The following is a 26,657-nucleotide window of genomic DNA, read 5'->3' as shown; positions in this document are numbered from 1 at the left end:
GAAATATATGTCTGAAACTGTAGGATATTTAATGATACTATGGGGCCTCATCATGATCACCTTATTGGGGATTGGTGGCTTCTTTATGTTTCGAAAATTTCTTAAAAAACTTCCAAAAGACGACGGGAAGTCCATTATTGATTGGGAAGAATACTATGTTGAGCAAACGTTGCACATGTGGGGAGAAGACGAAAAGAAGTTATTAAATGAGCTCGTAGAACCTGTTCCCCAACTATTTCGTGATGTAGCTAAACAAAAAATCGCGGCTAAAATTGGTGAGGTTGCGCTTCAGAAAAAGAAGAGAAAAATTACACTAGATACGATCATAGAGGGTTACATACTTGCTACGCCTAAACGTGATCACAAATTCCTTATCAAGCGATTAAATGAAAAAAATATTGATTTCTCCCCTTATGAACACCTATTAGAAAAGCAATGAGTGTAAAGAGATACACTCATTGCTTTTTTATTTGGGTAAAGAAAACCAAAACTCATTTATATGATTTGTTGAATTTAATCCAATTTTTCCATTATGTTTATGAATGATTTCTTTAACAATAGCAAGCCCTAAACCAGTTCCACTTGATTCATTTGAAGTTGAAGATTGTAATCGATAGTACCTTTTAAAAATGTTCTCATGTTCAGGTTCTGGAATTTCATTTCCCCTACTTCTGATTTTGAATTCATAACTTTGTTCATGAGATACACCCTTGATTTGGACGGACCCTTGTCCCTCATGATATTTCAAAGCATTATCTAACAAGTTGTTAATGACTTGTTGAATTCTTTCCTCATGGATTTCAATTACACATTTTTCAACCTTGACATCCAACGGTATCTCAGCGTTTTCAAAATTCCACTGGTAGACTGCAATACATTGGTGTATAACGTTGGCAATATCTATTTTAGATTTTTGTATAATTGATTCTTCTCTGATGAGGTCCCAGTCTTTTAATTGATCGAATTGATTAATTAACTGCTTTAACCTCTGCGATTCATTAAATAAAGATTTCGTCACTTCTGTTGTAGGAGCCATGTCACCATTCTTAAGTGCATATAGGTAACCATTTAAATTTTGTACAGGTGTTCTAATTTCATGAGAAAGGTCTGTGATCATCTTTTTTCTAAGTTTATTGTTTGTTTCAAGTTGTTGTAACAAATCATTATATTGGTCAACGAGTTCACCAACTTCATTGTTAGAATCATAATCAACTCTTTTAGGTGTTGCTCCCTCTTTTACTTGTTTAGTTGAATGAATTAGTTGTCTGATAGGCCTAATTAGATTTTTGGTCATATAGAAATGGAGTAAGCTACCTATCGAAATGGTTAGTAAACTAAAGACAATTAAATATTGTAACAACAATGATTCAAATTGAGTTTGCCGTCCTGGGTCTAATTCACCCATTGACTCAACTAATAAACAAGCCGTTTGGTAGATGGCAAAGCTGCTTATTAAAATACTTAATGTAATCATCAAAACATTTAATGAGGTTAATCTAAATAGTAAACCTTTAAACATGTTGTTTTTCCGAAACAAATTTATACCCCATTCCTCTTACTGTTTGAATTCGTTGAGGATGATTTTGATCGTTAATTTTCATACGTAACTTCTTTATATGCGCATCAACCGTTCGATCTAATACCTCGTGTTCATGGCTTGGGTATAATTGATTCATGAGCTGTTCACGGCTGAAAACAGTATCAGGATTAGACATAAAAAAGTACAATAAATTAAACTCATGTTTTGTCAGATTTACGTGTTCTCCGTGTAAAGTTACTTCACCTTTCCTCACCTTAATACATAGTCCATCATGGACAAGCTTTTGACAATATCGTCCTGTTCTTCTTAAAACAGCTTCTATATGAGCTAACAGTTCATCAGGATTAAAAGGTTTGGTTATATAGTCATCAGCTCCCATTTTTAATCCATCAATTTTGTCATTGACTTGTGACTTAGCCGATAACATGATAATGGAAACATCTTGTTGTTCCTTTCCTCTAACCCATTCACAAAATTCTTCACCAGATAATTTAGGTAACATTAGATCTAAAATAATGAGGCAAGGATGATGTTTGAGAAACAGTTTCTGAGCTTCTTCACCATCAGCAGCTTCAATGACATGATAATTCTCTTTTTCTAAATATAATCGAATTAGATTTCGAATCATCTCATCATCTTCAACAACTAAAATGGTCTGTTCCATCTCTATCACTCCTTTACCTCACTATTATAGAAAAAAATCTTAGGTTAATCCATTTTCTCGTATTCTTTAATCATCATTTCATAATTCATAGCACCCATTGACTTATGGGAGATGATTCCTTCTGAGTCAACAAAATAAGATGTTGGTATAGGTAGGATTTGGTATTCAGTTGATACGTCACCTTCGTCAATCAATATTGGGAATGTTAACTTGAAATCATCTCTAAAATTACGGACATCCATTAGACTTTGTTCAGTTTCAAATAAATCAATAGCTAAAATCTCAATATCTTTCTCTTCATAAAACTTTTGCATGTCTGGCATTTCGGCACGACAAGGCGGACACCAAGTTGCCCAGAAATTAAGCATAACTTTCTGTCCACGATAGTCGGATAACTTTACTGTTTCACCATCAAGATTCTCCAATTCAAAATCTGGTGCTTTGCTACCGACGTCTAAACCAACTTTAGACTCATCTACCTCCTCACCTTCTGGATCGCTACTAATCATAAAACCATCTTCTTCTACGTTTTCCTCATTCGTACCAGACTCATCACTCTCTGAAACGAAATCATAAATAGCCCAACCGAACATACCAACTAACACAGCAATAATAATGTACTTTTTCATTAGGACTCCCTCCTACTAACCTAAATTAGCCATCCAAGTATCTTGGACAATTCGTAATAAGAAGCTTGATATTCTTGACATTTGACCAGTAAATAATAAGACACCCATGATAATCATTATCGTACCGCCAGTCTTCATAATAATGCCACTATATTTGACAATCCATCTTGCTGATCCAATGAAAAAGGTTAAAACTAAAAATGGTAAAGCAAATCCAATTACATAAAAGATCGTATATAAAGTACCTTGTGTTGGATTACTAGCAGCAATCATTAAAATTGATCCAAAAATAGGGCCTATACAAGGTGTCCAACCTGCAGCAAAACCCATTCCTATAAACACAGTTCCTAAATAGCCACTCGGTTTATTAGCAAACTGAAAACGTTTTTCTTTCATAAAGGTCGTAATATTCAACCAACCTGCAACAAATAACCCCATAATGATAATAAATATACCTGCTATTTGCTGAATAAATTTACCGGACTCACCTACTAGAAACCCTTGTATCCATTGTCCTAAATAAGATGCCCCTAAACCAAGTCCAATGAAGACTAAAGACACCCCAAACAAGAATAAACTAGAGTGAATTAATAATAGCGATCTTACCTTTAAGCTTTTGTCATTTTGTAACTCTTTTACACTAACGCCAGTAATATATGAGAGGTACGCAGGAAAAAGTGGTAATGTACAAGGTGACAAAAAGGACAACACTCCTGCCCCAAACGCTAACCATATTGTTAAATCTGCTGTATCTACCATTATGACCCCTTCTTTCTTTTGCTTTCTATAGTTATAACGACAATGCCTAGTAAGCTAATTAATATGAAAAACCAAAAATCAATAAGATAACCAAAAACAGTTGTGAATGGTAATATGATTGATAACATTGATTGAACAAGACCATAAATAAAGAGAGCCAAACCACTCATTATGTTATATGATGTGCGATTTGAAAAAATTATATATAGTAGGGACAACCCAAATAATAGTGAAAGATAACGCCATGTGTACGAGTTATCATGCCATACGAGGTCGATAAACTCATAGAAAAATGATGATAAGATGAAAATGACCACCAATGTGTACATAAACGACTCAAATTGAATTGAACCATTTCTAAATTTCCAAGTCATAAGCAAGGCACTCAAGATAACGGCTATGTAAAACGCGCCAGAGAAACTAGGGTAAGCGAGTACTGCTAATGGATCACTCATAAATAAATCTAAGTTCCAGATAATCTTCCCTACCCAAATAAAGATAATGAAATTAACAAAGAAAGAAAAAACATCCTCCATGTTCTTCTTTTTCTCTTTTACCGTCTGTTGATCCGTGATAAAAAACACAAAAGCTCCCATGATAAAACTTACAATTAAAGTAGCTACTGAAATTAACACAGATGTTGCTGCCATGTCGTCACCTTCCATTCTAAATATATCTTATACCACTTATATGAAAGTTTGATGAAAATGAAATATAAAAAAAGTTCACGATCATTTAGTTTGATCGTGAACTTAAATTAACATTAAACTCCATGTTTTGTTTTATTTTCATGAATTTAATTAGCATAGCTACTCGCCACGTAAATAACATGCCAAATGCTAGCAGATAAAACATACCACTCGTTTCTCCTACTGATATACCTTGTCCGAGATATATTTTAAGTACAATCCTAAATAATAGAAGAAAAACTAAAATAAAAACAAAAGCTTTTGATGGTTTCAAGTAAATATCTTTACCTTTGATTTCAAAATTTGAAGTCCAAATTAAGAGTATAGAAAATAATACTCCTACCGAAATAGCTTCTAAAACCTGCAGCCAAGATACTTGAAAGTAGGGAAAAATAAACATCAGAGCTCCTGTACTCATAGCAAGAGGTGGTATAATAATTTTTTTAACAGTTGCTGGCTTCTTGGAAGCTCTTGATCGCACAATAATCATGGTAACGGCGATAAAGACAAACATCACAGAAGTTAGCACAGCAAATAACATACTCTCAAAGAACACCATTAAACACCTACATTTTGATTAGACTCATCTTCTGAATCTGTTGCAATTGAAAGTATGATGGTTAACGTAATTCCAACCACCACTAAATAAACACCTAAATCAAATATTAGAGCAGTAGCTAAATGTTTCTCACCAATTAGAGGTAGATGATAGTAACCATCAGCATGTGATAAAAAAGATGCACCGAATAACATAGAACCCATGCCTGCTAAGACAGCGATCAATAACCCTGTCACGGTTAAAGTTCTAAAGTTGATTGGAATAATCTTTTCAATCTTTTCAAAACCGTAAGTCATATACATAAGAATAATAGCAGCTGACGTCATTAACCCACCGATAAAACCACCGCCTGGTGCATTATGCCCTGCAAAGAATAAATACACTGAAAAACCAAGTAACATAAAAGCAATAATTTGAGTCGTAGTTCGTAATATTAGGTCGTTTGATTGCTTCATAACATAACTCCTTCACGATTCATGTTAGTTTTATTCTAATACACTTATTATATGAATGACAAATATTATTAAAAACCAGTAAACCCAAAGAAATTAGCTAAATATAATGTGAAATCTCTTAGCCAATCAAAGAACAGAGCGATTCCTAAAAAGATTAACACATAACCACCGATTTTTGTAATTTTTTGTGAGTTACGTTTTAACCAACCCATTTTGCCTATAAAGAATGATAATACAAAGAATGGGATGGAGAATCCTAACGAATACGCTGACATTAAGACTACGCCAGATTGAGGTTCTGTTGCTGCTAATGATATAACTGCACCTAGAATCGGACCTGTACAAGGTGTCCAACTCATCGAAAAAGCCATACCAATTAATAAAGTTCCGATATAACCAGCAGGTCTATTTTTAATAGTAACTTTTCGTTCTTTCATTAAGAACTCAAAATTAAATACACCAATCATGACGAAACCAAAGAAAATGATTAAAATTGCCCCTAATTGACGGATGAGATCTTGATGTTGTATGAAGAATTCTCCAACTAAGTATGTTGAAAAACCGATCATAATAAAGATTGATGAAAAACCAATTAAAAAGAACAAAGTATGTAATAAACTTCTTTTTCTCAACATAGCATTCTCAGTTTTCAACTCTTCTACGCTCATCCCAGTGACGTACGACAGAAACACAGGATAAAGCGGTAAGACGCAAGGTGAAATAAATGATAAGAACCCCGCACCAAAAGCTAAGAAGATATTGACATCCATTGAAACCCCTCCTTTATCAGACAACCTAATGCTATCGTACCAAATAAATCATATTCTTGTTGCGTTAAGGCTTGAAAATTTAGTGAAAACTAAAAAAGGATAGACTCTCTGCCTATCCCCTTTCAAGTTATTTTTTATTCGGTTGATCCATTTGTTGGTTCATTGCTCTCATCATTTGATTAATTTTCTTCTGTGAAGGTTTTTGACCCATCTGCATCATCATTGTGCGTAACATTTGTTCGTTAATTGGTGGGTTCTTCTTTAAGTAGTTCATCATCGTCTTACGAGCAATAAAGAAGCCTAAAACGAGACCAAGAATTAACGCACCTAGAGCAATTAATACGACCCATATTGTGCTCATTATTAAATTTTCCTCCTTCTAGTTGTCTCTCTCAATAAGTATATTAAAAGAACTGCCGTATGACAATATAGTTTTTATAGTGAATAGATTTGCTTTCCAACAAGCGGTGTAATCCATCCACATTCGTATGTTTCATAATTAACCGCAAAGATATGCGGATGAAACGTTTTAAGATACTGAAATAATAATTTATCTACATCCACAATAGACTCAGCTAATATAGTCATATCAAAATCGTTAACTTCGATATAGACTTGTTGTTGATTATAACTAACGGTAATTTGATTACGATCAATATTTAAAGAAATATCATGACTGACCCAATAATTTAAATGTAAGAAAACATCCTTTGCGTTAGCCTTGTCCAAAACCATTTTATACTGGTCTTTAGTTCGATCCGGGTTCTTCATCATTTGTTCATATAAAAAGCGATAAACGGTATCAATCTTATAATAAAAGTGCTGTGCATAATCTGACTTAACTAGATATAAAGAATATTGATACATGATATGTCCCCCTTTTGGGACATATCGTATCAACATTTTTAAGCGAAATTTGTCAAAGTTTAAAGCTTAACTTAAATTATTTTTGTCAAATTTTCTTATTTTAATAGCTCTTTTGCGCGTGAGACAACGTTCTCAACCGTAAAACCATATTCTTCGATAACTTTATTTCCTGGAGCCGATGCCCCGAATGTAGAAATGCCTAGTACATCTCCGTCAATTCCTGTGTAACGTTCCCAACCGAATGGAGAAGCCATTTCAACTGCTAGACGAGCTTTTACATTTTTAGGTAATACGGATTCTTTATATGCTTCATCTTGTTGGTCAAAAAGATACCAAGATGGCATACTCACGACTTGAGCATTAATCCCTTCTTCTTTCAATTGTTCACTTGCTTTGTGAATCAATTGAACTTCAGAGCCTGAAGCTAATAATAGAATATCTGGGTTTTCAACCTTATTTAATGCATACGCACCTCGGCGTACACCTTCAGATGCTTTATCTGCTATTTCCGGTATTACTGGTAATCCTTGTCTAGTTAGGACAAGAGCTGTTGGTGCATCTTCAGCTTGAACAGCAATCTCCCACGCAGCTTTTGTTTCGTTTGCATCTGCTGGACGTACTAAGTTTAAATTCGGCATTGCACGTAGTGAAGGTAATTGTTCAATTGGCTCGTGGGTTGGACCATCTTCACCAACTGCAATGGAGTCGTGTGTAAAGACATACGTGACCGGCGTACCCATTAAAGCGGATAAACGAACGGCAGGACGTAAATAATCGCTAAATACGAAGAATGTTCCACCATATACTTTTAATCCACCATGTAACGCCATTCCGTTAAGTGCACAAGCCATAGCGAATTCACGTACACCAAACCAAATGTTACGCCCTGAATAATCAGGATATTTAAAGTCGTCTTCATCTTTTAACATAGTTTTATTAGAACCTGCCAGGTCTGCACTACCACCGATTAAATTAGGAATGTTTTTAGCAAGACCATTTAACACTTCACCAGAAGCTGCACGTGTTGCTAAAGCCTTGGAATTTTCATCGTAAATAGGAAGATCTGCATTCCAATTTGCTGGCAGCTCGCCTTTCATTGCAAGCTCAAATTCCTCAGCAAGTTCTGGGAATTCATTTTTATACTGCTGTAATAATTCATTCCAGTTATTTTCTGCCTCTTGGCCACGTTTGATTGTTTTCTCTTCAAAATCAGCTGCTACTTCGTCAGGTACATGAAAATCCTCATGTTCCCAATTGTAGTGTTCTCTAACAAGCTGACGTTCTTCCTGACCTAAAGGAGCCCCATGTGCATCGGACTTACCACCTTTATTAGGAGAACCATAACCGATGACGGTTTTAACTTCAATTAGGGTTGGTTGGTCTTCAGTTGCTTTAGCATCTAACAATGCTTTTTCAATTGCCTCCGTGTCATTTCCATCTTCGACACGAATGACTTGCCAACCGTAAGATTTAAATCGGTCTTCAACACTTTCTGAGAACGAACGGTTTAAGTCGCCGTCTAATGAAATATCATTTGAATCGTACATGACGACTAATTTACCAAGCTTTAAGTGACCTGCTAATGAAGCTGCTTCTTGAGACACGCCTTCCATTAAGTCTCCGTCACCACAAATACTATAAGTATAATGATCAATTACTTGATGGTTGTCAGTGTTAAATTTAGAAGCTAAGAAACGCTCGGCCATGGCCATACCAACTGACATCGCAATTCCTTGACCTAGAGGTCCAGTTGTTGCTTCTACACCATCTGTATGTCCAAATTCAGGGTGCCCCGGTGTTTTAGAACCCCATTGGCGGAAGTTTTTAAGATCATCCATAGATACTTTGTAACCCGATAAATGTAATAAGGCATAAAGTAACATGGAGCCATGACCTGCTGATAATACGAAACGATCACGGTTGAACCATGATGAATTTTTAGGGTTATGATTCATGACTTTAGTCCATAATGTATAAGCCATTGGAGCTGCACCCATAGGCATACCTGGGTGACCTGAGTTTGCTTTTTCAACTGCATCGATTGCTAATGTACGAATCGTGTTAATAGACATTTGTTCAATGTTATTACTCATTTGTGTTCTCCTTTCTTCTCCGTTCAATTCAGTTACCACCATATATCCTATATGGTTTAGCAACATCTGACAAGTTATTTCTTGTTAAATTCACAATAATCTTAGTATACTCCAGCACTAAGATCATCATCCGTCATATGTATACCCATACAGTTTTCATTATAACAAAAATCGACGTATTTCATCATGTAAAAAACGACTCCTTTATTATTTAAAAGGAGTCGTCGTTATTAATGCTTTTGATTTTTTTCTTTTTCGTTTTTAAGTTTATCAGGTGTGACATCGGTTCCTTCTGGGTCCACAACCTTCACTGATTTAAGTTGATTTTTGAAGGACTGACGAAATGCTTGTAGATACTCTTCTCTTAATTTCTTTTGCTCTTTCTTCTCTTTTTCCGTTAGACCTTCCGTTTTCGATTTATTTGCCAATTCATTTATACGTTTAATTCTTTCATCCGAAATCATATTCAAAACTCCTTTTTATAAGGTCACTTGTCATTTTACATGGTGATAGTTTTTTAGACAAGTTATTCAAATTTTGCGAACGAATGTTTGCTTATACTGGTTAATATTGCTATAATAAACACAGGATAAATCGTTGAGGTGAAAAAATGAAGAAACTATCAAAAAGACAGAAAGAGATTTTTGATTTCATAGTTAATAATGTCAATTTAAAAGGCTATCCACCTTCCGTAAGAGAAATTGCAGAAGCTGTTGGACTAGCATCAAGCTCAACCGTTCACGGTCACTTATCTAGATTAGAAGAAAAAGGATATATTCGTCGTGATCCAACGAAACCTAGAGCCATAGAAATTGTTTATAATGACGAAAACGCTACACACGAACGCGAAGCCATGTATGCACCGCTAATCGGTAAGGTAACAGCCGGAGAACCTATTACAGCCATTGAAAATGTTGAAGAATACATTCCGATCCCTTCTACGGTTTCTGCTACGGAGGATGAGGTATTCGTCCTTTCGATTCAAGGAGACAGTATGATTGAGGCAGGAATTTTTGATAAAGACCTCGTGATCGTAAGAAAACAAGCGACAGCTAATAATGGAGATATTGTGGTGGCTATGACGGAAGAAGATGAAGCAACCGTCAAACGATTTTTTAAAGATGAAAATCATTACCGTCTAGAACCAGAAAACCCTACTATGGAACCGATTATCCTTAACCATGTTACGGTTTTAGGAAAAGTGATTGGATTATATCGTGAAATACATTAAAACTGATTTATAACGCATAAAAAAGTAACACCAGTTGTGATTATCGAAAATCATAACTGGTGTTTATTTTGATATGTATTTACAAACAGATTAGTTTCTGTGTGAAAGGAATTTTATTATAAAAAAGAATTCCCCTTGATGCTAATAAACATCAAGGGGTCCTCTATTTTAATAACTGTTAATATACTGTTCACGTTCCCAAGGATGTACTTGTGTTCTAAACATATCCCATTCGATTTCTTTGGATTCAATAAAGTGTTCAAGTAAGTGCTCACCTAGAGCTGTTTTAATGACATCATCTTTCTTAAGTTCTTGTAATGCATCATATAAAGTTGCTGGTAAGTCTTGAACGCCATTTGCTACACGCTCTTCTTTATCCATGACATAGATATTGCGATCAACCGGTTTAGGTGCTTCCATTTTGTTCTCGATTCCGTCTAATCCAGCTGCAAGCATAACAGACATAGCCATATAAGGGTTTGCTGCTGGGTCTACACTACGTACTTCAATACGTGTGCTTAGACCACGAGAAGATGGTACACGAATTAATGGGCTACGGTTTTGACCTGACCAAGCTACATAACAAGGTGCTTCATATCCAGGTACAAGACGCTTATAAGAGTTAACCGTTGGGTTCGTTACAGCTGTAAAGCTAACAGCGTGTTTAATAATACCAGCTGTAAACTGATAAGCTGTTTCACTTAATTCTTGTTCACCGTTAGGATCAAAGAACGCATTCTCTTTCCCTTTAAATAATGACATATTTGAGTGCATTCCTGAACCGTTCACACCAAATAATGGCTTCGGCATAAAGGTTGCGTGTAAACCGTGTTTACGAGCAATCGTTTTGACCACTAATTTAAATGTTTGGATATCATCACAATGTTTAACGGCATCTGAATATTTGAAGTCAATTTCGTGTTGACCTGGTGCTACTTCGTGGTGAGACGCTTCAATTTCAAATCCCATTTCTTCTAATTCAAGCACGATATCACGACGGCAGTTTTCTCCTAAATCTGTTGGCGCAAGGTCGAAGTAACCACCTTTATCGTTTAATTCCATCGTCGGGTCGCCTTTTTCATCTAACTTGAATAGGAAGAATTCAGGCTCTGTACCAATGTTAAACGCTGAGAAACCTAGTTTTTCCATGCGTTCTAAGTTACGTTTTAAGTTATAACGAGGGCAACCTTCAAACGGTGTGCCATCTGGATTGTAAATATCACAAATGAAACGCGCAACCTTCCCTTTTTCTGAAGTCCAAGGGAATACAACAAAGGTATCTAAGTCTGGGTGTAGTTTCATATCTGATTCTTCAATACGTACAAAACCTTCAATAGATGAACCATCAAACATCATTTCATTATCTAACGCTTTGTCTAATTGACTAAGTGGAATTTCAACGTTTTTAATGGTACCTAAAAGGTCTGTAAACTGTAAGCGGATAAATTTTACATTCTCTTCTTCAATAATTTTGTAAATCTCTTCTTTTGTAAATTTACTCATTTAATATGTTCCTCCTGTTTTTTGTTTCCATCCCTTAGTGATAAAACCTCGAAAGATCTCCTTGGTTAATGGATGGTTTATTTAAGTAACCAGATTCAAGAAGTTCACGGCGTAACAGTTGATGAAGTTCTTTATCTGTGAGGTCTTTTTTGTAATGTTTGGATTCTTCTTCAGACTGCTTTTTAGCTTCATTTTCTTGAACTTGGTTTTCTCGCAGTTTTAACACTTGCTTAATCCCCGCAAGGTTGACTCCTTCATCGATTAAACGTTTAATCTCGATTAATCGGTCCACATCATAGAAGCTAAATAATCTACGATTTCCTTCTGAACGTAACGGTGCGACTAAATTTTTCTCTTCATAATAACGAATTTGTCTAGCGCTGAGTTCAGTCAGTTCTGAAACAATACTAATCGGAAATAATGGCATCGCTTTACGATCTTTGTATTCCATCCCGCCACCTCCTAATTACTTAATATTATATACATCGGAAAAAGATGTGTCAACAGATGTAAGGAAAGTTTACACAAAAAGATAAAAAAGAACATAACAACGATGTGTTATGTTCTTATACCTCTATATTTTTCTTTTGTAACACCACTAACCCCTTTGTAATGGCTAACTTAACATGCTCATAAGTGAGTCCGCCTTGAACATATAACGTATATGGTTCTCTAATCGGACCATCAGCGGTCAATTCTAAACTAGCCCCTTGAATAAATGTTCCTGCAGCCATAATAACATCATGTTCATATCCAGGCATATAATCAGGATGAGGGGTTACATGTGAATTAATAGGTGATTGTTGTTGTACAACTTGTGCAAATTTAACCATTTCTTCTTTTGTTTTAAACGTAATCGATTGAATAAGATCCGTTCTTTTGTCTTCGGGTGATGGGGTGGTTAAATAACCGTGATTGGTTAGTAAGCTCGATGTGAATATTGCCCCTTTTAAAGCTTCACCAACGACATGAGGAGCTAGAAACAATCCTTGAAACATTTCTTGTAAACTATATAAACTGGCTCCTGTTTCTTTTCCTAAACCAGGAGCAACAAGGTAATTAGCACTTCGCTTAATAAATGGTTTTTTACCTACTAGATATCCACCAGTCTTGACGATCCCTGCACCTGGATTTTTAATAAGAGAACCCGCTATAAGGTCCGCCCCTACGTTCGTTGGTTCCTCTTGTTCAACAAATTCCCCATAACAGTTATCAACGAACACAATCACATCACGATTCATATCTTTCACAAATTTAATCATCTGTTCAATTTCTGAAATCGTAAACGACGGGCGATTAGCGTACCCTTTAGATCGTTGAATCATGACCATTTTAGTTTGTTGGTCTATTTTTTTACGTATTTGACCGTAATTAGGTTGCCCCTCGTTTGTTAAAGGAACTTCTTCATAATGGATACCATAATCTCTTAATGATCCATCCGTTTTATTTTGAATCCCTATAACATTTTCTAAAGTATCGTAAGGACGACCTGTAATAGAAACGACTTGGTCACCTGGCCTTAAATTACCAAATAAAGCTGTTGTAATAGCGTGTGTCCCAGATACAATTTGAGGTCTAACTAAAGCATCTTCCCCACCGAATACTTTTGAATATAATTCTTCAAGCTTATCTCGACCGATATCGTCGTAACCATAGCCAGTTGTCGGATTAAAGTGGTGATCTCCGACTTGTGTGTCTTGAAAAGCTTTTAGCACTTTTTCTTGGTTATAGGTTACAATCTTCGAGATTTCATCCAGTTGATCTTTGATGGTTTGTTCAGTTTGATCTATTAGCTTATAGCTTTCTGTTTGCATTAGATTGTTCACTCACTTTGTTAGTTGATGGTATAATGGCATGTCCTTATCTAGATAACCTGAAATTCGATAAGCATCTTGATCTTCTGCGAATTCTTGAGATACGACAATCGATTCGTGTTTTAATCGATGAATTAATTTTCCTTCATCCGCAGGAATAAAAACATCATAGTGTTCCCAATTCTGTTTTAATACTTCTTCAATTTTATGGGTTAAACGAATTAGATCTTCATTATTCTTAGCATTGATTTGAATACTTGGTTGTGAATATGGGATAAATTCTTGATTCAATAAATCCATCTTATTATAAACGGTTAAAACTGGTAAGTGGTCTGCATTTAACTCCGTGAGAATCTCTTTAACGGTCTTTTCGTGTTCGATCGCATTTTCATCAGAACAATCGACAACATGTAATATAAAATCCGCTTCTGTGACTTCTTCTAATGTAGAACGAAATGCTGCGATTAAGGTGGTAGGTAGTTTTTGGATAAAACCTACTGTATCAGAAATCAAAGCATGGAACCCACTTGGCAATGTAATTCGTCTAGTTAATGGATCAAGTGTTGCGAATAATTTATCCTCTTCTAATGATGCTTCTTTCGTGAGACGATTGAATAACGTCGACTTACCTGCATTGGTATAACCAACAATCGAGATTTGAAAAGCAGATCGTTTTTTACGATTTTCTCGATATTGAGCACGATGTTTCACTACTTGTTTTAACGACTCTTTTATATCGGTAATTCGATTACGAATATGACGGCGATCTGTCTCTAATTTTGTTTCACCAGGACCTCTTGTCCCGATTCCACCACCTAGTCTTGATAATTCCACACCTTTACCATGGAGACGAGGTAACATATATTCTAACTGTGCTAATTCCACCTGTAGCTTACCTTCTTTTGTTCGGGCTCTCATGGCAAATATATCTAAAATCAATTGAGTTCGATCGATAATTTTAATTTCTAAAGTGTTCGTTAAATTTCTGGACTGTGAAGGTGTTAGTTCGTTATTAATGATCGCCACTTCTACATCATGTTCTTGAATATAATGTTTAATTTCTTCTACTTTCCCTGTCCCTACATAATAAGCAGAGTGGATCTTTTCCCGTTTTTGAGTAAACGTTTCTAATATTTCTGCATCGACCGTTTCAGCCAATGCTTCTAATTCATTCATGGTTGATTCAAAAGTTTGATCGTTTTCATACTGGGTTTGACATCCAATTAAAATTGCTTTTTCGTCCATTGATTAACTCCTTTAAAGGTTTTGTATCTTTAGATAGTATGACCGCTTCACTAAAGAATAATAAAATAACATAAATGAAGCCTAACACCATATGGGGTTAGGCTCAACATTTTAATTTTATAAAATACTTATGACTCCAAATCAATATTTTTAGAAGGAGCAAATGTAGAAATTGCATGCTTAAAAATTAATTGCTGCTTCCCTTCTACTTCAATTAATATTGTAAAGTTATCGAACGATTTGACGACCCCTCGTAATTGAAAGCCATTTGTTAAGAAGACGGTTAAAGGTACCTTCTCCTTACGCAATTTGTTTAAATAAGTATCTTGTACGTTTGTAGAATTAGCCATACAAACTCCTCCTCTATCTATCTGTTATTATTTACTATTCTATAAAGGATGTATCTTTCCTTCTACTTTTTTGAAAATATTTTCAAACGTGGTCCAATAATTTTCTGGATCAATCGTGAACCAGTGGACATTTGGAATTTTATTTCGATAATAAGTTAACTGTCGTTTAGCATACCTTCTAGTGTTGCGTTTAATTAATTCGACAGCTCGTTGTTGGTCGTATTCGCCTTCAAAATAAGGTACCCACTCTTTATATCCAATTCCTTGCATCGGTTGAACATTACTACCAAATCGCTCATACAGTTGTTGGACTTCATTCATTAACCCTTCTTCAAGCATTTGCTCAACTCGGTCATTAATCCGATTATACAACGTTTCTCTTTCCATATTTAAACCTATCACCATTGGTTGATAAGGTGATGAAACCGTTTGTTTTGATTCAATTTCAGACATGGTTTGCCCTGAGAGATCATAAACTTCAAGCGCTCTTATAACCCTCCGAATATTGTGTGGATGTATTTTTTTAGCTTGTTCAGGATCAACTCGCTTTAATCTCTCATAATAAGGTTCTATACCTTTAGTTTCTATTTCTTTAAGGGCTTCTTCAACATATTCCGAATCACGCTTTACATCTGAGAATTGAAAATCAAACAATGCAGAATGGACATAAAAACCCGTTCCACCAACTAATACTGGAAACTTATTACGATTTGTTAATTTAGTTATTGTTTTTCTTAAGTCTGTTTTAAATTCTGCTGCTGAATAATCCTCTCTTGGATCTAAATGATCTATGAGATGATGAGGAATTCCCTCCTTCTCATCTTCTGTCACTTTAGCAGAACCAATATCGAATGATTTATAAAATTGCATAGAGTCTGCATTAATAACTTCACCATTAAACCTTTTACTTAGTTCAATTCCTAGCTTCGTTTTCCCAACTGCGGTTGGTCCTATAATACTTATAACAATAGGTTGTTCCACTTGTGACACCTAACCTTTACATGATTCGCTTAAACATACGCTGCAATTCATACTCACTAAAGTGTATCACAATGGGTCTTCCGTGTGGACAAGTAAATGGATCTCGACATGTCCGAAGTTCATTTAATAAGTATTCCATTTCTTGATGATTTAAATAATGGTTAGCTTTAATAGATCGTTTACATGACATTAAAATCGCAGCTTCTTCTCTTATTTTTTCTACATCAATTGCCCGTCCATCTATTAATTCCTCTACCATATCCCTGATAATTTGCTCTTCCTCACCAGTTGGAAACCAACTAGGATAAGATCTAACGATATAACTATAATCGCCAAAAGGTTCTAAAAATAAACCTACTTTTTCTAATGAATCTTTATTCTCATCAATAACTATCGCCTCTTGACTTGTAAACTCGAATGATAAAGGAACGGATAATTCTTGCACTTCATTAACTGGATGACCTAATTTCTTTTTGAAGTATTCATATTTGATTCGTTCTTGAGCGGCGTGTTGATCGATCATATATAGTCCTTTTTCATTCTGAGCTAAAATATAAGTCCCATGAAGTTGCCCAATTGGATACATGACAGGCACTCGTTCACGGTCATCTGAATGTTCTACTTCAATAGGTTCGTGCTCTTGAACCGGCTCATCAGTTGATTGTAAAAAGTCCATAGCGGTTTCATTGGCTGATTCTTGTCCATCATTAGGTTCACCAAACACTTCATTCACTTGAAAGCCGTGATTGAAATCTTTAAGCTCGTTCCTCTCTCTTTCTTCTTCTATTCTATCTCTCTTTAATGGATCAAAAGATAAAGACGTTTGGGTTGACTTGGTTTTTTCTTTTTTTACACCTGATGGAATAAGAGTTTGTTGATGAAGTACATCATATACCGACTGTTTCACTATGTCGAATAGTTCCTTTTCTTTACTAAAACGCACCTCTGTTTTGGCTGGGTGAACGTTCACATCTACCAAGTATGGATCCATTTCCATTTGTAATACGACAATCGGATATCGACCAATCGGTAAAAAGGTATGATAACCATCTAAAATCGCTTTATTAATAACAGGATTTTTAATAAAACGACCATTAACAATTAAAGAAATAAACGTTCGATTAGATCGGGTGGTTTCTGGTTTAGCTATATATCCAGTAATCTTATAATCTAATGAATCATTTTCAATCTTCATCATGTTTTGAGCAATTTTCTTACCATAGATTTGTTGAATGACTTGTAATAAGTTCCCGTTACCAGGTGTGAAAAACATACGTTTTCCATTATGATAGCATTCAAACCGAATATCAGGGTGAGATAGAGCCATTTTATTGATCGTTTCCGTGATATGACCTAACTCGGTATGAATCGTTTTTAAATATTTTAATCGAGCAGGGGTATTATAGAATAAGTTTTCTACAATGATTTCAGTTCCCTTACGTTTGGTGTGCTTTTGTTGGCTTAAAATTTCGCCACCATGAACAATCATTTCTGTTCCTGTTTGATCACCTGTTGAGGTTCTTAACGTTAATTGACTAACTGATGATATACTAGCCAACGCTTCTCCCCTAAAACCTAACGTTTTAACTCTAAATAAATCAAATTCATCAATAATTTTACTTGTGGCGTGGCGAAAAAAAGCTTTTTCACAATCCTCTGGCTCAATTCCATCTCCATCATCAATGACCTTAATGGATCTTAATCCCGCTTCTAGTAATTCTATTTTGATCCACTGACTATTAGCATCAACGCTGTTTTCTAGCAGTTCCTTCACAACGGATGCTGGGCGTTCAACTACTTCTCCTGCAGCGATTTTATTGGACAAGTCATCGGGCAATTGAACAATTTTTCCCATCATATGCCTCCTTTAGTCCAGCTTTTTCTTTAATTCATATAAGAAGTTCATCGCATCCATTGGGGTCATGTTTAATAAATTAACATCTTGTAACTGATCAATGACTTCTAGATTCGTTTGTACGGGTGGTTGTTCGTTGGCTTCAAATAAGGTTAATTGTTCATCAGTCGCACTCTGTTCACGTATGGCACTCGTTGCCTCATACGTATCAAGTAAATAGTTAGCACGAACAATAATGTCATCTGGTAAATTAGCAAGTTTAGCGACATGAACACCATAACTTTTATCCGCTTTCCCTTCTTTAATGCGATGTAAAAACACAACCTCTCCATTATGCTCATCCACTTCTACATGAACATTTTTCAATTGTTTTAACGATTCTTCTAATGACGTAAGTTCGTGATAGTGGGTCGAAAACAATGTTTTGGCTCCAATATGATCATGAATATATTCAACTATGGATTGGGCAAGGGCCATTCCATCATAAGTACTCGTACCACGTCCAATTTCATCAAATAAAACTAAACTATGTTTAGAGGCATTTCTAACCGCATGTTCAGCTTCTAGCATTTCAACCATAAATGTACTTTGGCCAGAAACTAAATCATCTGCCGCTCCAATTCTAGTGAAAATTTGATCGAACACCGGTAATTGGGCTGACTTTGCTGGTACGAAACAACCAATTTGAGACATGATGACAATGAGACCAAGTTGGCGCATGTACGTACTCTTACCTGCCATATTAGGACCTGTGATCAGCAAAATGTTAGTGTCCTCATCTAAGTAAAAGCTGTTTGGAACGAACTCGTCCTCCATAACTTTTTCAACAACTGGGTGTCTAGCATCTTCAATATTAACTAAGTGATTCTCTACCATTTGTGGCCTCACGTAGTTGTTTTCCTCACTGATATTTGCAAAACTTAGTAAAACATCAATCTGGCTAATGCGATCAGCTAATAACTGTAAGGATGGAATATATTCTTTCATTTGATCCCGAATATCAATAAAGAGATCGTACTCTAAGGCAACACTTTTATCGTTTGCCTCTAGAATTAAGCGTTCCTTCTCTTTTAACTCAGGTGTAATATAACGTTCTGCATTGGTTAGTGTTTGTTTACGTTCATAACGTGATAAATCCACGTTTGCTAAATTAGCTTTCGTCACTTCAATATAATAACCAAACACTTTGTTGTATCCTACTTTTAACGACTTAATGCCCGTTCGTTTTCGCTCTTCCGCTTCTAAATTAGCTACCCATGTCTTACCATTGCGTGAAGCTTCACGATATTGGTCTAATTGATCATGATAACCATCTTTAATAATTCCACCTTCAGTAATGGAAATAGGTGGTTCTTCTGCAATACCTTTTTCTAATAATTGATAAATCTCTTCATACGGCTTTAATTCAGGTAATAGATTTTGAATGGTTGTTTCTTCAATTTGACTTAATATCTGTTGTACTTTTGGTAGGGTATTGAGTGAACGCTTTAATTGCAATAAGTCTCTAGCATTCACATTACCGTATGAGATCCGTCCAGCTAAACGCTCAATATCATACATTTCTTTTAAAGCTTCTTTTAATTCTTCTCTTTCAAAGAAATGTTCTATTAATGCCTCAACTTGCTGGTGTCGCTGTTCAATGATAGATTTTGACAGTAATGGGCGGTCCATCCACTTTTTAAGCTTTCTAGCCCCCATAGCTGTCGCTGTTCGATCTAAAACAGATAGTAAGGTACCTTTTTTACTTTTATCTCGGATTGATTCCATTAACTCTAAGTTTCGTTTAGAATATAAATCTAATTTCATATATTGAGCTAATTCTATGTACTCCACTTTTTGCAAATGAAGTAAAAATCGTTTCTGAGAACGATAAATATATTGAAAGACTCGTCCAAAACCTTTGATTAATGGTTCATCTGTTAAATCTTCAACTAAATATTGATAATCTGTAGGAATTTGATCATTTTCTTCAATTGAAATCGTCGCATTTAAATAGTGAGCTAACTCTTCTTTAGCGTTCTCATCAAATTCACTTGGTACAACAATTTCTCGTACAGGTCTATTATAAAGTTCACTAATAACATCTTTAAACTCTTGCTTAATTAAGCTCACAAAACTTTCACCTGTTGATAGATCCACATAGGATATTACAAAGTCTTGGCCAACCGGTGTAACAGATGAAATGAAGTTATTTTCTTCATCATTAAGCATACTGTTTTCCATGATCGTACCAGGTGTAATCACTTGAACTACTTCTCGCTTTACGACACCCTTAGCTGTTTTAGGATCTTCGACTTGCTCACAGATTGCCACTTTATATCCTTTTTCAATTAACGTTTTTATGTATCTTTCAGCTGAATGATAAGGAACCCCACACATCGGGATTTTCTCATCACCACCGTCACGTTGGGTTAATGTAATCTCTAGTTCTTTTGCTGCTTTTAATGCATCATCAAAAAACATTTCATAAAAGTCACCAAGCCTAAAAAATAAAAATGCATCTTGGTTTTCTTTTTTTATGTTGATATATTGCTTCATCATTGGCGTGTATTTTGCCATGGTATATATCCCCCAATTACTTATATCTAATCGTCATTATAGCATACGTCATCGACAAAATTCATGAGAGTAAAGTCGATGACTGAAAGAATTTATCCATTTCTATACTTATTTTATAGCAAATAAAAAAGGCTGAGGGGTTCAGCCTTTTTAATCTTTATCAACATCAATTTCCGCTAATTCAGCTTCTAACTCATCGAAGTCGAAATCATCTTCATCGAAACCTTCTGGCTCTATTTTAGCCCATACTTTAGTTTCTCCAATAATATCAACGACGAATTCTCGTTCTAACTCAACCTTTATTTTGCCATGATCATCAATTGTGCACTCTAAAGTGTTAGGTTGCTGTGTTGCTCGAGCTACAACGTCAAATGAGTTCGAAATACATTTATCGTCTTTCATAACCACTGGAACTTTATCGACATATTGCTTTCTCTCAGTTACAACTTCCGTTTTTGTGTTGTCACTGTGTGAGTACCATACATTAATATCATAAGCTCCTGTTACTTCGACGATACGCCCTTTCTTTTTAGCTTCGTATTGATGGTTGATAATCCAGCATCCTAGAATGCTAGTTGGTTTATGGTTTGGAGTAACCATATGAAGTGTTTCTGTAAACTTTTTACCTTTACCACAAACCGCTTTAGTGATAATTTCGCGATAGTCGCGGTCGAACATGCGTGATCCTCCTCCTTTGTTAGCCAATGTATTTTATGCAAACTAGGTATTTGTTGTGATTCTTGGCCGGAAAGTTTTATGTTTCATACTCATTCATATGTCAATGCCCAGAAAAGTGTTAATCATAACGGAGGAGAATTTAATCATGTAGGAGCTTATTTGTTTTTTGGTCTTAACAAAGGGGAACAAATAACAAATTAAGAGCTTGCGTGTTTTATATTGTTTTTTACATAAAAACCCGTGGAATCATCCACGGGTTAGATTTTACAATGAACGTTGTACTTTTGAGCCAGTTTCACCTTTTAACACGTTTCCACCAGTTTGACGGATAATTTCATCCGTCACTTCGTTAGCTATGGTGTTCGTAATACGCTGTAAAATATCATTTACAACGACTTGAGAATCCTTAAATTCTTGTACAATCGGAATGGCATCTAATTCACCTTGAAGACGATCTAACTCTTCTTCAACACGCTTTAAAGCTTCACCTTTACCGTAATGCTGTAGGTTCACAGCTTGCTTTTGTAATGCTTTAATTTTCGTAATATAGCTCTGAACTTTATTGTTGGCATTAATTTTTGCCTCAAGTTCTTTAAAACGTTCAATTTCATCTATACTCGCTATTTTTTTAGCAAGTTCCTTTGCCTCTGCCACAACTTGTTGTCTTGTATATTCTGCCATTTATATCACCTCTACTGGTTCAGCGACGGTTTCTTCAACCATTTCACCGTCAAGCGTCCATGTTTTTGTTTCTGTAATCTTAACATTTACGATTTCACCAATTGCTGATTTAGGTCCTTCAAAATTAACGAGTTTTCCACGCTCTGTATAACCAGCTAGCTTATCGTCATTACTCTTACTCGTACCTTCTACAAGTACTTTTACAATCTTACCTTTATATTTTTCCATCGCTTTTCTCGAATACTCATTAACAACTTCGTTTAAACGATGTAGTCTTTGTTTTTTCACGTCTTCTGAAACATTATCTTCAATACGAGCGGCAGGTGTGCCGTCACGTGGTGAGAAGATGAATGTATAAGCCCCTTCAAAGCCCACTTCATGATATAAAGAAACTGTTTCTTCAAACTGTTCTTCCGTTTCGTTCGGGAACCCAACAATGATATCAGTTGTTAAAGCAGCATTTGGAATTTGTTCTTTTATTTTACGAACTAATTCTAAATAGCTTTCACGAGTATAACGACGGGCCATCACACGCAATACTTCAGAGCTTCCAGATTGAACGGGCAAGTGAATATACGGCATCAGGTTTCCACCTTTGGCTAGAACTTCAATAAGGCGATCATCAAAGTCCCTCGGGTGGGAAGTTGTAAATTTAACTCGTGGAATATCGATTTTACGAATTTCATCCATTAAGTCACCTAAGCCATAATCCATATCTAGGTCTTTACCATAAGCGTTTACGTTTTGTCCAAGTAACGTCACTTCTTTATATCCTTGAGCGGCTAAATGACGAATTTCTTGAATAATGTCTTCTGGACGACGACTACGTTCCTTACCTCGAGTATATGGAACAATGCAGTATGTACAGAACTTATCGCAACCATACATAATATTAACCCATGCTTTAATACGACCTTCACGACGCTTAGGGAGATTTTCAATGATATCTCCTTCTTTAGACCAGACTTCAACAACCATTTCCTTACTCATTAATGCATTATAAACTAATTGTGGTAAACGGTGAATATTGTGAGTACCGAAAATTAAGTCAACATATTGGTGCTTTTTAAGGATACGATTGACGACTGATTCTTCTTGCGACATACAACCGCAAACACCAATAATAAGATCTGGGTTTTCGCGTTTTAGTGCTTTTAGATGACCAATTTCCCCAAACACTTTATTTTCAGCGTTTTCACGTATGGCACAAGTATTCAAGAGAATAATGTCAGCTTCATTTTGATCCGTTGTAGCCTCATATCCCATTTCAGTTAAAATACCTGACATCACTTCTGTATCATGTTCATTCATTTGGCAACCATAAGTTCTGATCAAGAACTTTTTGCCATTTCCGAGCCCTTGAAATTGTTCTTCTATTTCAAAGTCATCATGGTATTCAACTTCTTTTCTTAAACGTTTTTTAGCTTTTTTCATGTTTGGCGGCTCATACGTTGCTTCAAAGTACTTTAAAAAGTCATCTGAAGTCTTCGATTTGAGTCGTTGTAAGTTTTCCTGTTCGGATTTTACGTCCGCAGGATCAACTTGGTTAATTTGACTCTGCTCTTTCCTTTGCTTTTCATTCATATATCGTTAACTCCTTTCACGACAAACTAAGAGATGAAATGCACACCTTTATCCATTTATACAGTATAAATCCTACAATAGATTTTAACAATACAGAACTATGAAATCCAAAGAAATATGCTAAATTTGTCATAAATACTAAACTTTGAGCGCGATTAATCTTGAATATAAAAAACGTTCAAATCCAACGTATGGATTTGAACGTTTCATCTCTGTCCCAATTATCTCGGTTCAACAATTAACTTAATAGCTGTTCTCTCTTCTTGATCAATTAAAATGTCCGTAAATGCTGGAATACAAATTAAGTCAACACCACTAGGAGCAACAAAACCTCTTGCAATCGCTACTGCTTTAACGGCTTGGTTAAGAGCACCCGCACCAATTGCTTGAATTTCTGCTGAACCGCGTTCTCGAAGCACATTAGCTAACGCACCAGCTACAGAGTTTGGATTTGACTTTGCTGAAACTTTTAATATTTCCATTACTAGTTCCTCCTTAATTGACTATTATGATTTTCATAACTAATTTATTCAGCATTCTATTGTTCTATTCCTTTTATTATGAACTAGTTTTCCGAAAAATTCAAATATTTCAATAACATTTAATTGAAATTAATATGATCAGCATTGATTAAAATTCTTTTTATACTTTTAGTTTTACCCGTTTTCTCATCAATTGAAACAGTTACGCCACTTAAAACGGTACGTTCTGTTTCAGGAACTTCAAATCGTGCGGGTAAGCCTGTTTTAAACTTACGAATGATGGACTCCTTCTCCATACCTAAAATACTATCATATGCTCCTGTCATTCCAACATCTGTAATATACCCTGTACCTTGAGTTAAGATACGTTCATCAGAAGTCTGAATATGAGTATGCGTGCCTACAACAGTTGATACTTTTCCGTCTAAATACCAGCCCATGGCTTGTTTTTCACTTGTCGCTTCAGCATGAAAATCTACAAAAATAAGATTTGTTTTCTTCTTAGCCTCATCGATTAAAGAATCAATGACTTGAAACGGATCATCTAAAGGGTTCATAAAGGTTCGCCCCATCAAGTTTATGACAGCTACATTTTTCTGTTTCGCTTTAATAAATTGTAATCCTTTACCTGGTGTACCTTCAGGATAGTTTCCAGGCCTTATTAAGCGATTGGCATCATCTATAAAATCAAAAATCTCTCTCTTATCCCAAGCGTGGTTCCCTAAAGTTACTGCGTCTGCTCCCCATTCGATGAACTGATTGTATAGTTTTTTAGTCAAACCTTTACCATGGGCAGCGTTCTCTCCATTAATAATCGTTAAGTCTGCTTTATATTGGTCTTTTAGTGTTGATAAGTGTTGTTGTAAGGCATACCTACCAGGCTTACCTACAATATCACCTATAAATAAGATATTCATACGTGTGTCCTTTCTATTTCTAAGTCTATATATACGTAAATAGTTACATAATCATTTATTAAAGTCAAAAATAAAAACGGCTTTATCAGCCGTTTTTATTTCGCATATTCGACTACTCGAGTTTCTCGAATAACCGTTACTTTAATGTGTCCAGGATAGTCTAGACCTTCTTCAATTTTCTTGCGAATCTCCCTTGCTAACTGTGAGGCTTTCGCATCATCAATATCTTCTGGTCGAACCATTATTCGAACTTCGCGTCCTGCTTGAATTGCGAAAGATTTTTCAACGCCTTCGTAAGTGTCAGCGATTTCCTCAAGTTTTTCAAGTCGTTTAATGTAATTTTCTAATGACTCGCTTCGAGCACCTGGACGAGCTGCCGACAAGGCGTCAGCTGCCGCTACTAATACTGAAATCGTGCTAGTAGCTTCCTCATCACCATGGTGAGAAGCAATGGCATTAATCACAACTTCATGTTCCTTGTATTTCTGTGCCAACTCTTTACCGATTTCAACGTGACTTCCTTCAACTTCATGGTCAACTGCTTTTCCAATATCGTGTAATAGACCTGCACGTCTAGCTAATTGCTCATCTTCTCCTAATTCAGCTGCTAATAAACCTGATAAATACGCAACTTCTAGAGAGTGTTTTAAGACGTTTTGACCGTAACTCGTACGATATTTTAGACGGCCAATAATCTTAATTAAATCTGGATGAATACCGTGTGCTCCGATATCAAAGGTTGCTTGTTCTCCGACCTCTCTAATATACTCATCTACTTCGCGACGGGATTTCTCTACCATCTCTTCAATCCGAGCTGGATGAATTCGTCCATCTTGAACTAGATTTTCGAGAGCGATTCTCGCAATTTCTCTTCGAATTGGGTCAAAACCAGATAAAATAACAGCTTCAGGAGTATCATCTATGATGAGATCAATACCAGTTAACGTTTCTAGCGTACGGATATTACGACCTTCTCTACCGATAATACGACCCTTCATTTCGTCATTCGGTAAGTTAACAACAGAAACAGTTGTTTCAGACACATGTTCAGCTGCACAACGCTGCATTGCAAGTGATAGCACTTGTTTCGCTTTCTTGTCTGCCTCTTCTTTTGCTCGATTCTCTGACTCTTTGACCATCAAAGCGGTCTCGTGCTCTAGTTCCTTTTCTACACGATCTAAAATAACTTGTCGAGCTTGATCTTGAGTTAGACCTGAAATGCGTTCGAGCTCTGCTTGCTGTGTCTTTAGTAACTCATCCACTTTGCTCTCGGTTTCATTTAGTTGTTGTTGTTTTTCATTTAACGATTCCTCTTTCTTTTCTAACATTAGCTCACGTTTATCTAATGTTTCACTTTTTCGATCAAGCGTTTCTTCTCTTTGTAAGAGTCGATTTTCTTGCTTTTGAACTTCTGTACGTCGTTCTCTCAACTCATTTTCTTGTTCTTGTCGTAAACGATGATTTTCATCTTTCGCTTCTAAAAGAGCTTCACGCTTTGCCGATTCAGCGTTACGTTTGCCTTCTTCGACAATCTGTTTCGCGAGTTCTTCTGCACTAGAAATTTTTGCTTCAGCAATCGATTTTCGAATCATATACCCAACAACAATACCGACAACTAAAAGCAAAATGGAGATGAGTATTGCCATACTATCCATACCTTCACCTCCTCTTGCTATTCAAATTTCTTTCTTTTTCTTTCATACATTTTAAGTCGGTAATGTACAATCAAATCATCATTTTTATAGGTAAAAA

28 protein-coding genes are annotated in these 26,657 nt (G+C 35.8%); 2 read left to right on the top strand and 26 right to left on the bottom strand.

All coding sequences use genetic code 11. The features are described 5' to 3' along the window. Positions 1–7 precede the first annotated feature (7 nt). On the top strand, positions 8–439 hold the full coding sequence (locus BMY57_RS01150) for a DUF2621 family protein (RefSeq protein WP_091772175.1): 432 nt from the start codon (positions 8–10) through the stop codon (positions 437–439). 27 nt (positions 440–466) lie between these two features. Here the strand turns inward: BMY57_RS01150 and BMY57_RS01145 are convergent, their stop codons facing one another. The 12 genes from BMY57_RS01145 to BMY57_RS01090 form a co-directional block, all read right to left on the bottom strand. Next, positions 467–1,537, bottom strand: coding sequence for a sensor histidine kinase (locus tag BMY57_RS01145; RefSeq protein WP_177176302.1), 1,071 nt, complete (start codon positions 1,535–1,537; stop codon positions 467–469). Then, entirely contained in the window at positions 1,512–2,204 is a 693-nt protein-coding gene (locus BMY57_RS01140) for a response regulator transcription factor (protein ID WP_091772173.1), read from the bottom strand. The genes BMY57_RS01145 and BMY57_RS01140 overlap by 26 nt, the downstream gene beginning before the upstream one ends. Positions 2,205–2,248: 44 nt before the next feature. Then, entirely contained in the window at positions 2,249–2,833 is a 585-nt protein-coding gene (locus tag BMY57_RS01135; protein WP_091772172.1) for a redoxin domain-containing protein, read from the bottom strand. Positions 2,834–2,848: 15 nt separating this feature from the next. Continuing rightward, a complete protein-coding gene (locus BMY57_RS01130; protein ID WP_091772171.1) occupies positions 2,849–3,592 on the bottom strand; it encodes a cytochrome c biogenesis CcdA family protein in 744 nt (247 codons plus the stop codon). Beyond that, positions 3,592–4,242 (bottom strand): hypothetical protein, encoded by a 651-nt coding sequence (locus BMY57_RS01125; protein ID WP_143063766.1) that lies wholly within the window; start codon positions 4,240–4,242, stop codon positions 3,592–3,594. The genes BMY57_RS01130 and BMY57_RS01125 overlap by 1 nt, the downstream gene beginning before the upstream one ends. Before the next feature lie 85 nt (positions 4,243–4,327). Then, the gene (locus BMY57_RS01120; protein ID WP_091772199.1) at positions 4,328–4,822 is read right to left on the bottom strand and encodes a CcdC family protein; all 495 of its coding nucleotides are present in this window, start codon (positions 4,820–4,822) and stop codon (positions 4,328–4,330) included. A gap of 17 nt (positions 4,823–4,839) precedes the next feature. Further along, positions 4,840–5,295, bottom strand: a complete 456-nt coding sequence (locus tag BMY57_RS01115; RefSeq protein WP_091772169.1) for a Na(+)/H(+) antiporter subunit B — start codon at positions 5,293–5,295, stop codon at positions 4,840–4,842. Between the two features lie 68 nt (positions 5,296–5,363). Then, positions 5,364–6,065, bottom strand: a complete 702-nt coding sequence (locus BMY57_RS01110; RefSeq protein ID WP_091772168.1) for a cytochrome c biogenesis CcdA family protein — start codon at positions 6,063–6,065, stop codon at positions 5,364–5,366. 127 nt (positions 6,066–6,192) lie between these two features. After that, the gene (locus BMY57_RS01105) at positions 6,193–6,426 is read right to left on the bottom strand and encodes a YneF family protein (RefSeq protein ID WP_091772167.1); all 234 of its coding nucleotides are present in this window, start codon (positions 6,424–6,426) and stop codon (positions 6,193–6,195) included. A gap of 74 nt (positions 6,427–6,500) precedes the next feature. Continuing rightward, complete coding sequence (sirA, locus tag BMY57_RS01100; RefSeq protein ID WP_175614630.1) at positions 6,501–6,932, bottom strand: sporulation inhibitor of replication protein SirA; 432 nt, start codon at positions 6,930–6,932, stop codon at positions 6,501–6,503. 95 nt (positions 6,933–7,027) lie between these two features. After that, on the bottom strand, positions 7,028–9,025 hold the full coding sequence (tkt, locus tag BMY57_RS01095) for a transketolase (RefSeq protein ID WP_091772165.1): 1,998 nt from the start codon (positions 9,023–9,025) through the stop codon (positions 7,028–7,030). A gap of 230 nt (positions 9,026–9,255) precedes the next feature. Next, positions 9,256–9,489 (bottom strand): DUF896 domain-containing protein, encoded by a 234-nt coding sequence (locus BMY57_RS01090; RefSeq protein ID WP_091772164.1) that lies wholly within the window; start codon positions 9,487–9,489, stop codon positions 9,256–9,258. 146 nt (positions 9,490–9,635) lie between these two features. Here BMY57_RS01090 and lexA point away from each other — a divergent pair, with 146 nt between their 5' ends. Next, positions 9,636–10,256 carry a transcriptional repressor LexA gene (gene lexA / locus BMY57_RS01085; RefSeq protein WP_091772163.1) on the top strand — a complete coding sequence of 207 codons (621 nt, stop codon included), beginning with the start codon at positions 9,636–9,638 and terminating at the stop codon, positions 10,254–10,256. A 168-nt stretch (positions 10,257–10,424) separates the two neighbouring features. On the opposite strand, the gene glnA is transcribed toward lexA, so the two are convergent. The 14 genes from glnA to rny all read right to left on the bottom strand — a co-directional run bounded on the left by glnA (position 10,425) and on the right by rny (position 26,560). Then, the gene (glnA, locus tag BMY57_RS01080) at positions 10,425–11,759 is read right to left on the bottom strand and encodes a type I glutamate--ammonia ligase (RefSeq protein WP_091772162.1); all 1,335 of its coding nucleotides are present in this window, start codon (positions 11,757–11,759) and stop codon (positions 10,425–10,427) included. 34 nt (positions 11,760–11,793) lie between these two features. Then, complete coding sequence (locus BMY57_RS01075) at positions 11,794–12,210, bottom strand: MerR family transcriptional regulator (protein ID WP_091772161.1); 417 nt, start codon at positions 12,208–12,210, stop codon at positions 11,794–11,796. A 115-nt stretch (positions 12,211–12,325) separates the two neighbouring features. Then, positions 12,326–13,573 (bottom strand): methionine gamma-lyase family protein, encoded by a 1,248-nt coding sequence (locus tag BMY57_RS01070; protein WP_091772160.1) that lies wholly within the window; start codon positions 13,571–13,573, stop codon positions 12,326–12,328. Positions 13,574–13,585: 12 nt separating this feature from the next. Continuing rightward, entirely contained in the window at positions 13,586–14,818 is a 1,233-nt protein-coding gene (hflX, locus tag BMY57_RS01065) for a GTPase HflX (protein ID WP_091772159.1), read from the bottom strand. Positions 14,819–14,946: 128 nt separating this feature from the next. Further along, positions 14,947–15,168 (bottom strand): RNA chaperone Hfq, encoded by a 222-nt coding sequence (hfq, locus tag BMY57_RS01060; protein WP_091772158.1) that lies wholly within the window; start codon positions 15,166–15,168, stop codon positions 14,947–14,949. A gap of 39 nt (positions 15,169–15,207) precedes the next feature. Beyond that, entirely contained in the window at positions 15,208–16,149 is a 942-nt protein-coding gene (miaA, locus tag BMY57_RS01055; protein ID WP_091772157.1) for a tRNA (adenosine(37)-N6)-dimethylallyltransferase MiaA, read from the bottom strand. Between the two features lie 16 nt (positions 16,150–16,165). After that, positions 16,166–18,004, bottom strand: coding sequence for a DNA mismatch repair endonuclease MutL (gene mutL, locus BMY57_RS01050; protein ID WP_091772156.1), 1,839 nt, complete (start codon positions 18,002–18,004; stop codon positions 16,166–16,168). A gap of 12 nt (positions 18,005–18,016) precedes the next feature. Then, positions 18,017–20,563 carry a DNA mismatch repair protein MutS gene (gene mutS / locus BMY57_RS01045; RefSeq protein ID WP_091772155.1) on the bottom strand — a complete coding sequence of 849 codons (2,547 nt, stop codon included), beginning with the start codon at positions 20,561–20,563 and terminating at the stop codon, positions 18,017–18,019. 150 nt (positions 20,564–20,713) lie between these two features. Continuing rightward, a complete protein-coding gene (gene cotE, locus BMY57_RS01040; protein WP_091772154.1) occupies positions 20,714–21,241 on the bottom strand; it encodes an outer spore coat protein CotE in 528 nt (175 codons plus the stop codon). A 264-nt stretch (positions 21,242–21,505) separates the two neighbouring features. Then, a complete protein-coding gene (locus BMY57_RS01035) occupies positions 21,506–21,922 on the bottom strand; it encodes a YlbF/YmcA family competence regulator (RefSeq protein ID WP_091772153.1) in 417 nt (138 codons plus the stop codon). Continuing rightward, positions 21,923–23,506 (bottom strand): tRNA (N6-isopentenyl adenosine(37)-C2)-methylthiotransferase MiaB, encoded by a 1,584-nt coding sequence (miaB, locus tag BMY57_RS01030; protein ID WP_091772152.1) that lies wholly within the window; start codon positions 23,504–23,506, stop codon positions 21,923–21,925. A 221-nt stretch (positions 23,507–23,727) separates the two neighbouring features. Then, a complete protein-coding gene (gene spoVS, locus BMY57_RS01025) occupies positions 23,728–23,988 on the bottom strand; it encodes a stage V sporulation protein SpoVS (RefSeq protein WP_054751438.1) in 261 nt (86 codons plus the stop codon). 119 nt (positions 23,989–24,107) lie between these two features. Continuing rightward, positions 24,108–24,905, bottom strand: coding sequence for a TIGR00282 family metallophosphoesterase (locus BMY57_RS01020; protein ID WP_091772151.1), 798 nt, complete (start codon positions 24,903–24,905; stop codon positions 24,108–24,110). Between the two features lie 95 nt (positions 24,906–25,000). After that, positions 25,001–26,560, bottom strand: coding sequence for a ribonuclease Y (rny, locus tag BMY57_RS01015; RefSeq protein ID WP_091772150.1), 1,560 nt, complete (start codon positions 26,558–26,560; stop codon positions 25,001–25,003). Between the last annotated feature and the right edge of the window lie 97 nt (positions 26,561–26,657).

It is taken from the genome of Piscibacillus halophilus (assembly GCF_900110685.1).
Taxonomy (GTDB): Bacteria; Bacillota; Bacilli; order Bacillales; family Alkalibacillaceae; genus Piscibacillus; species Piscibacillus halophilus.
Note: the sequence above shows the minus strand (reverse complement) of the source record. Positions and strands in the feature narration are given on the sequence as shown.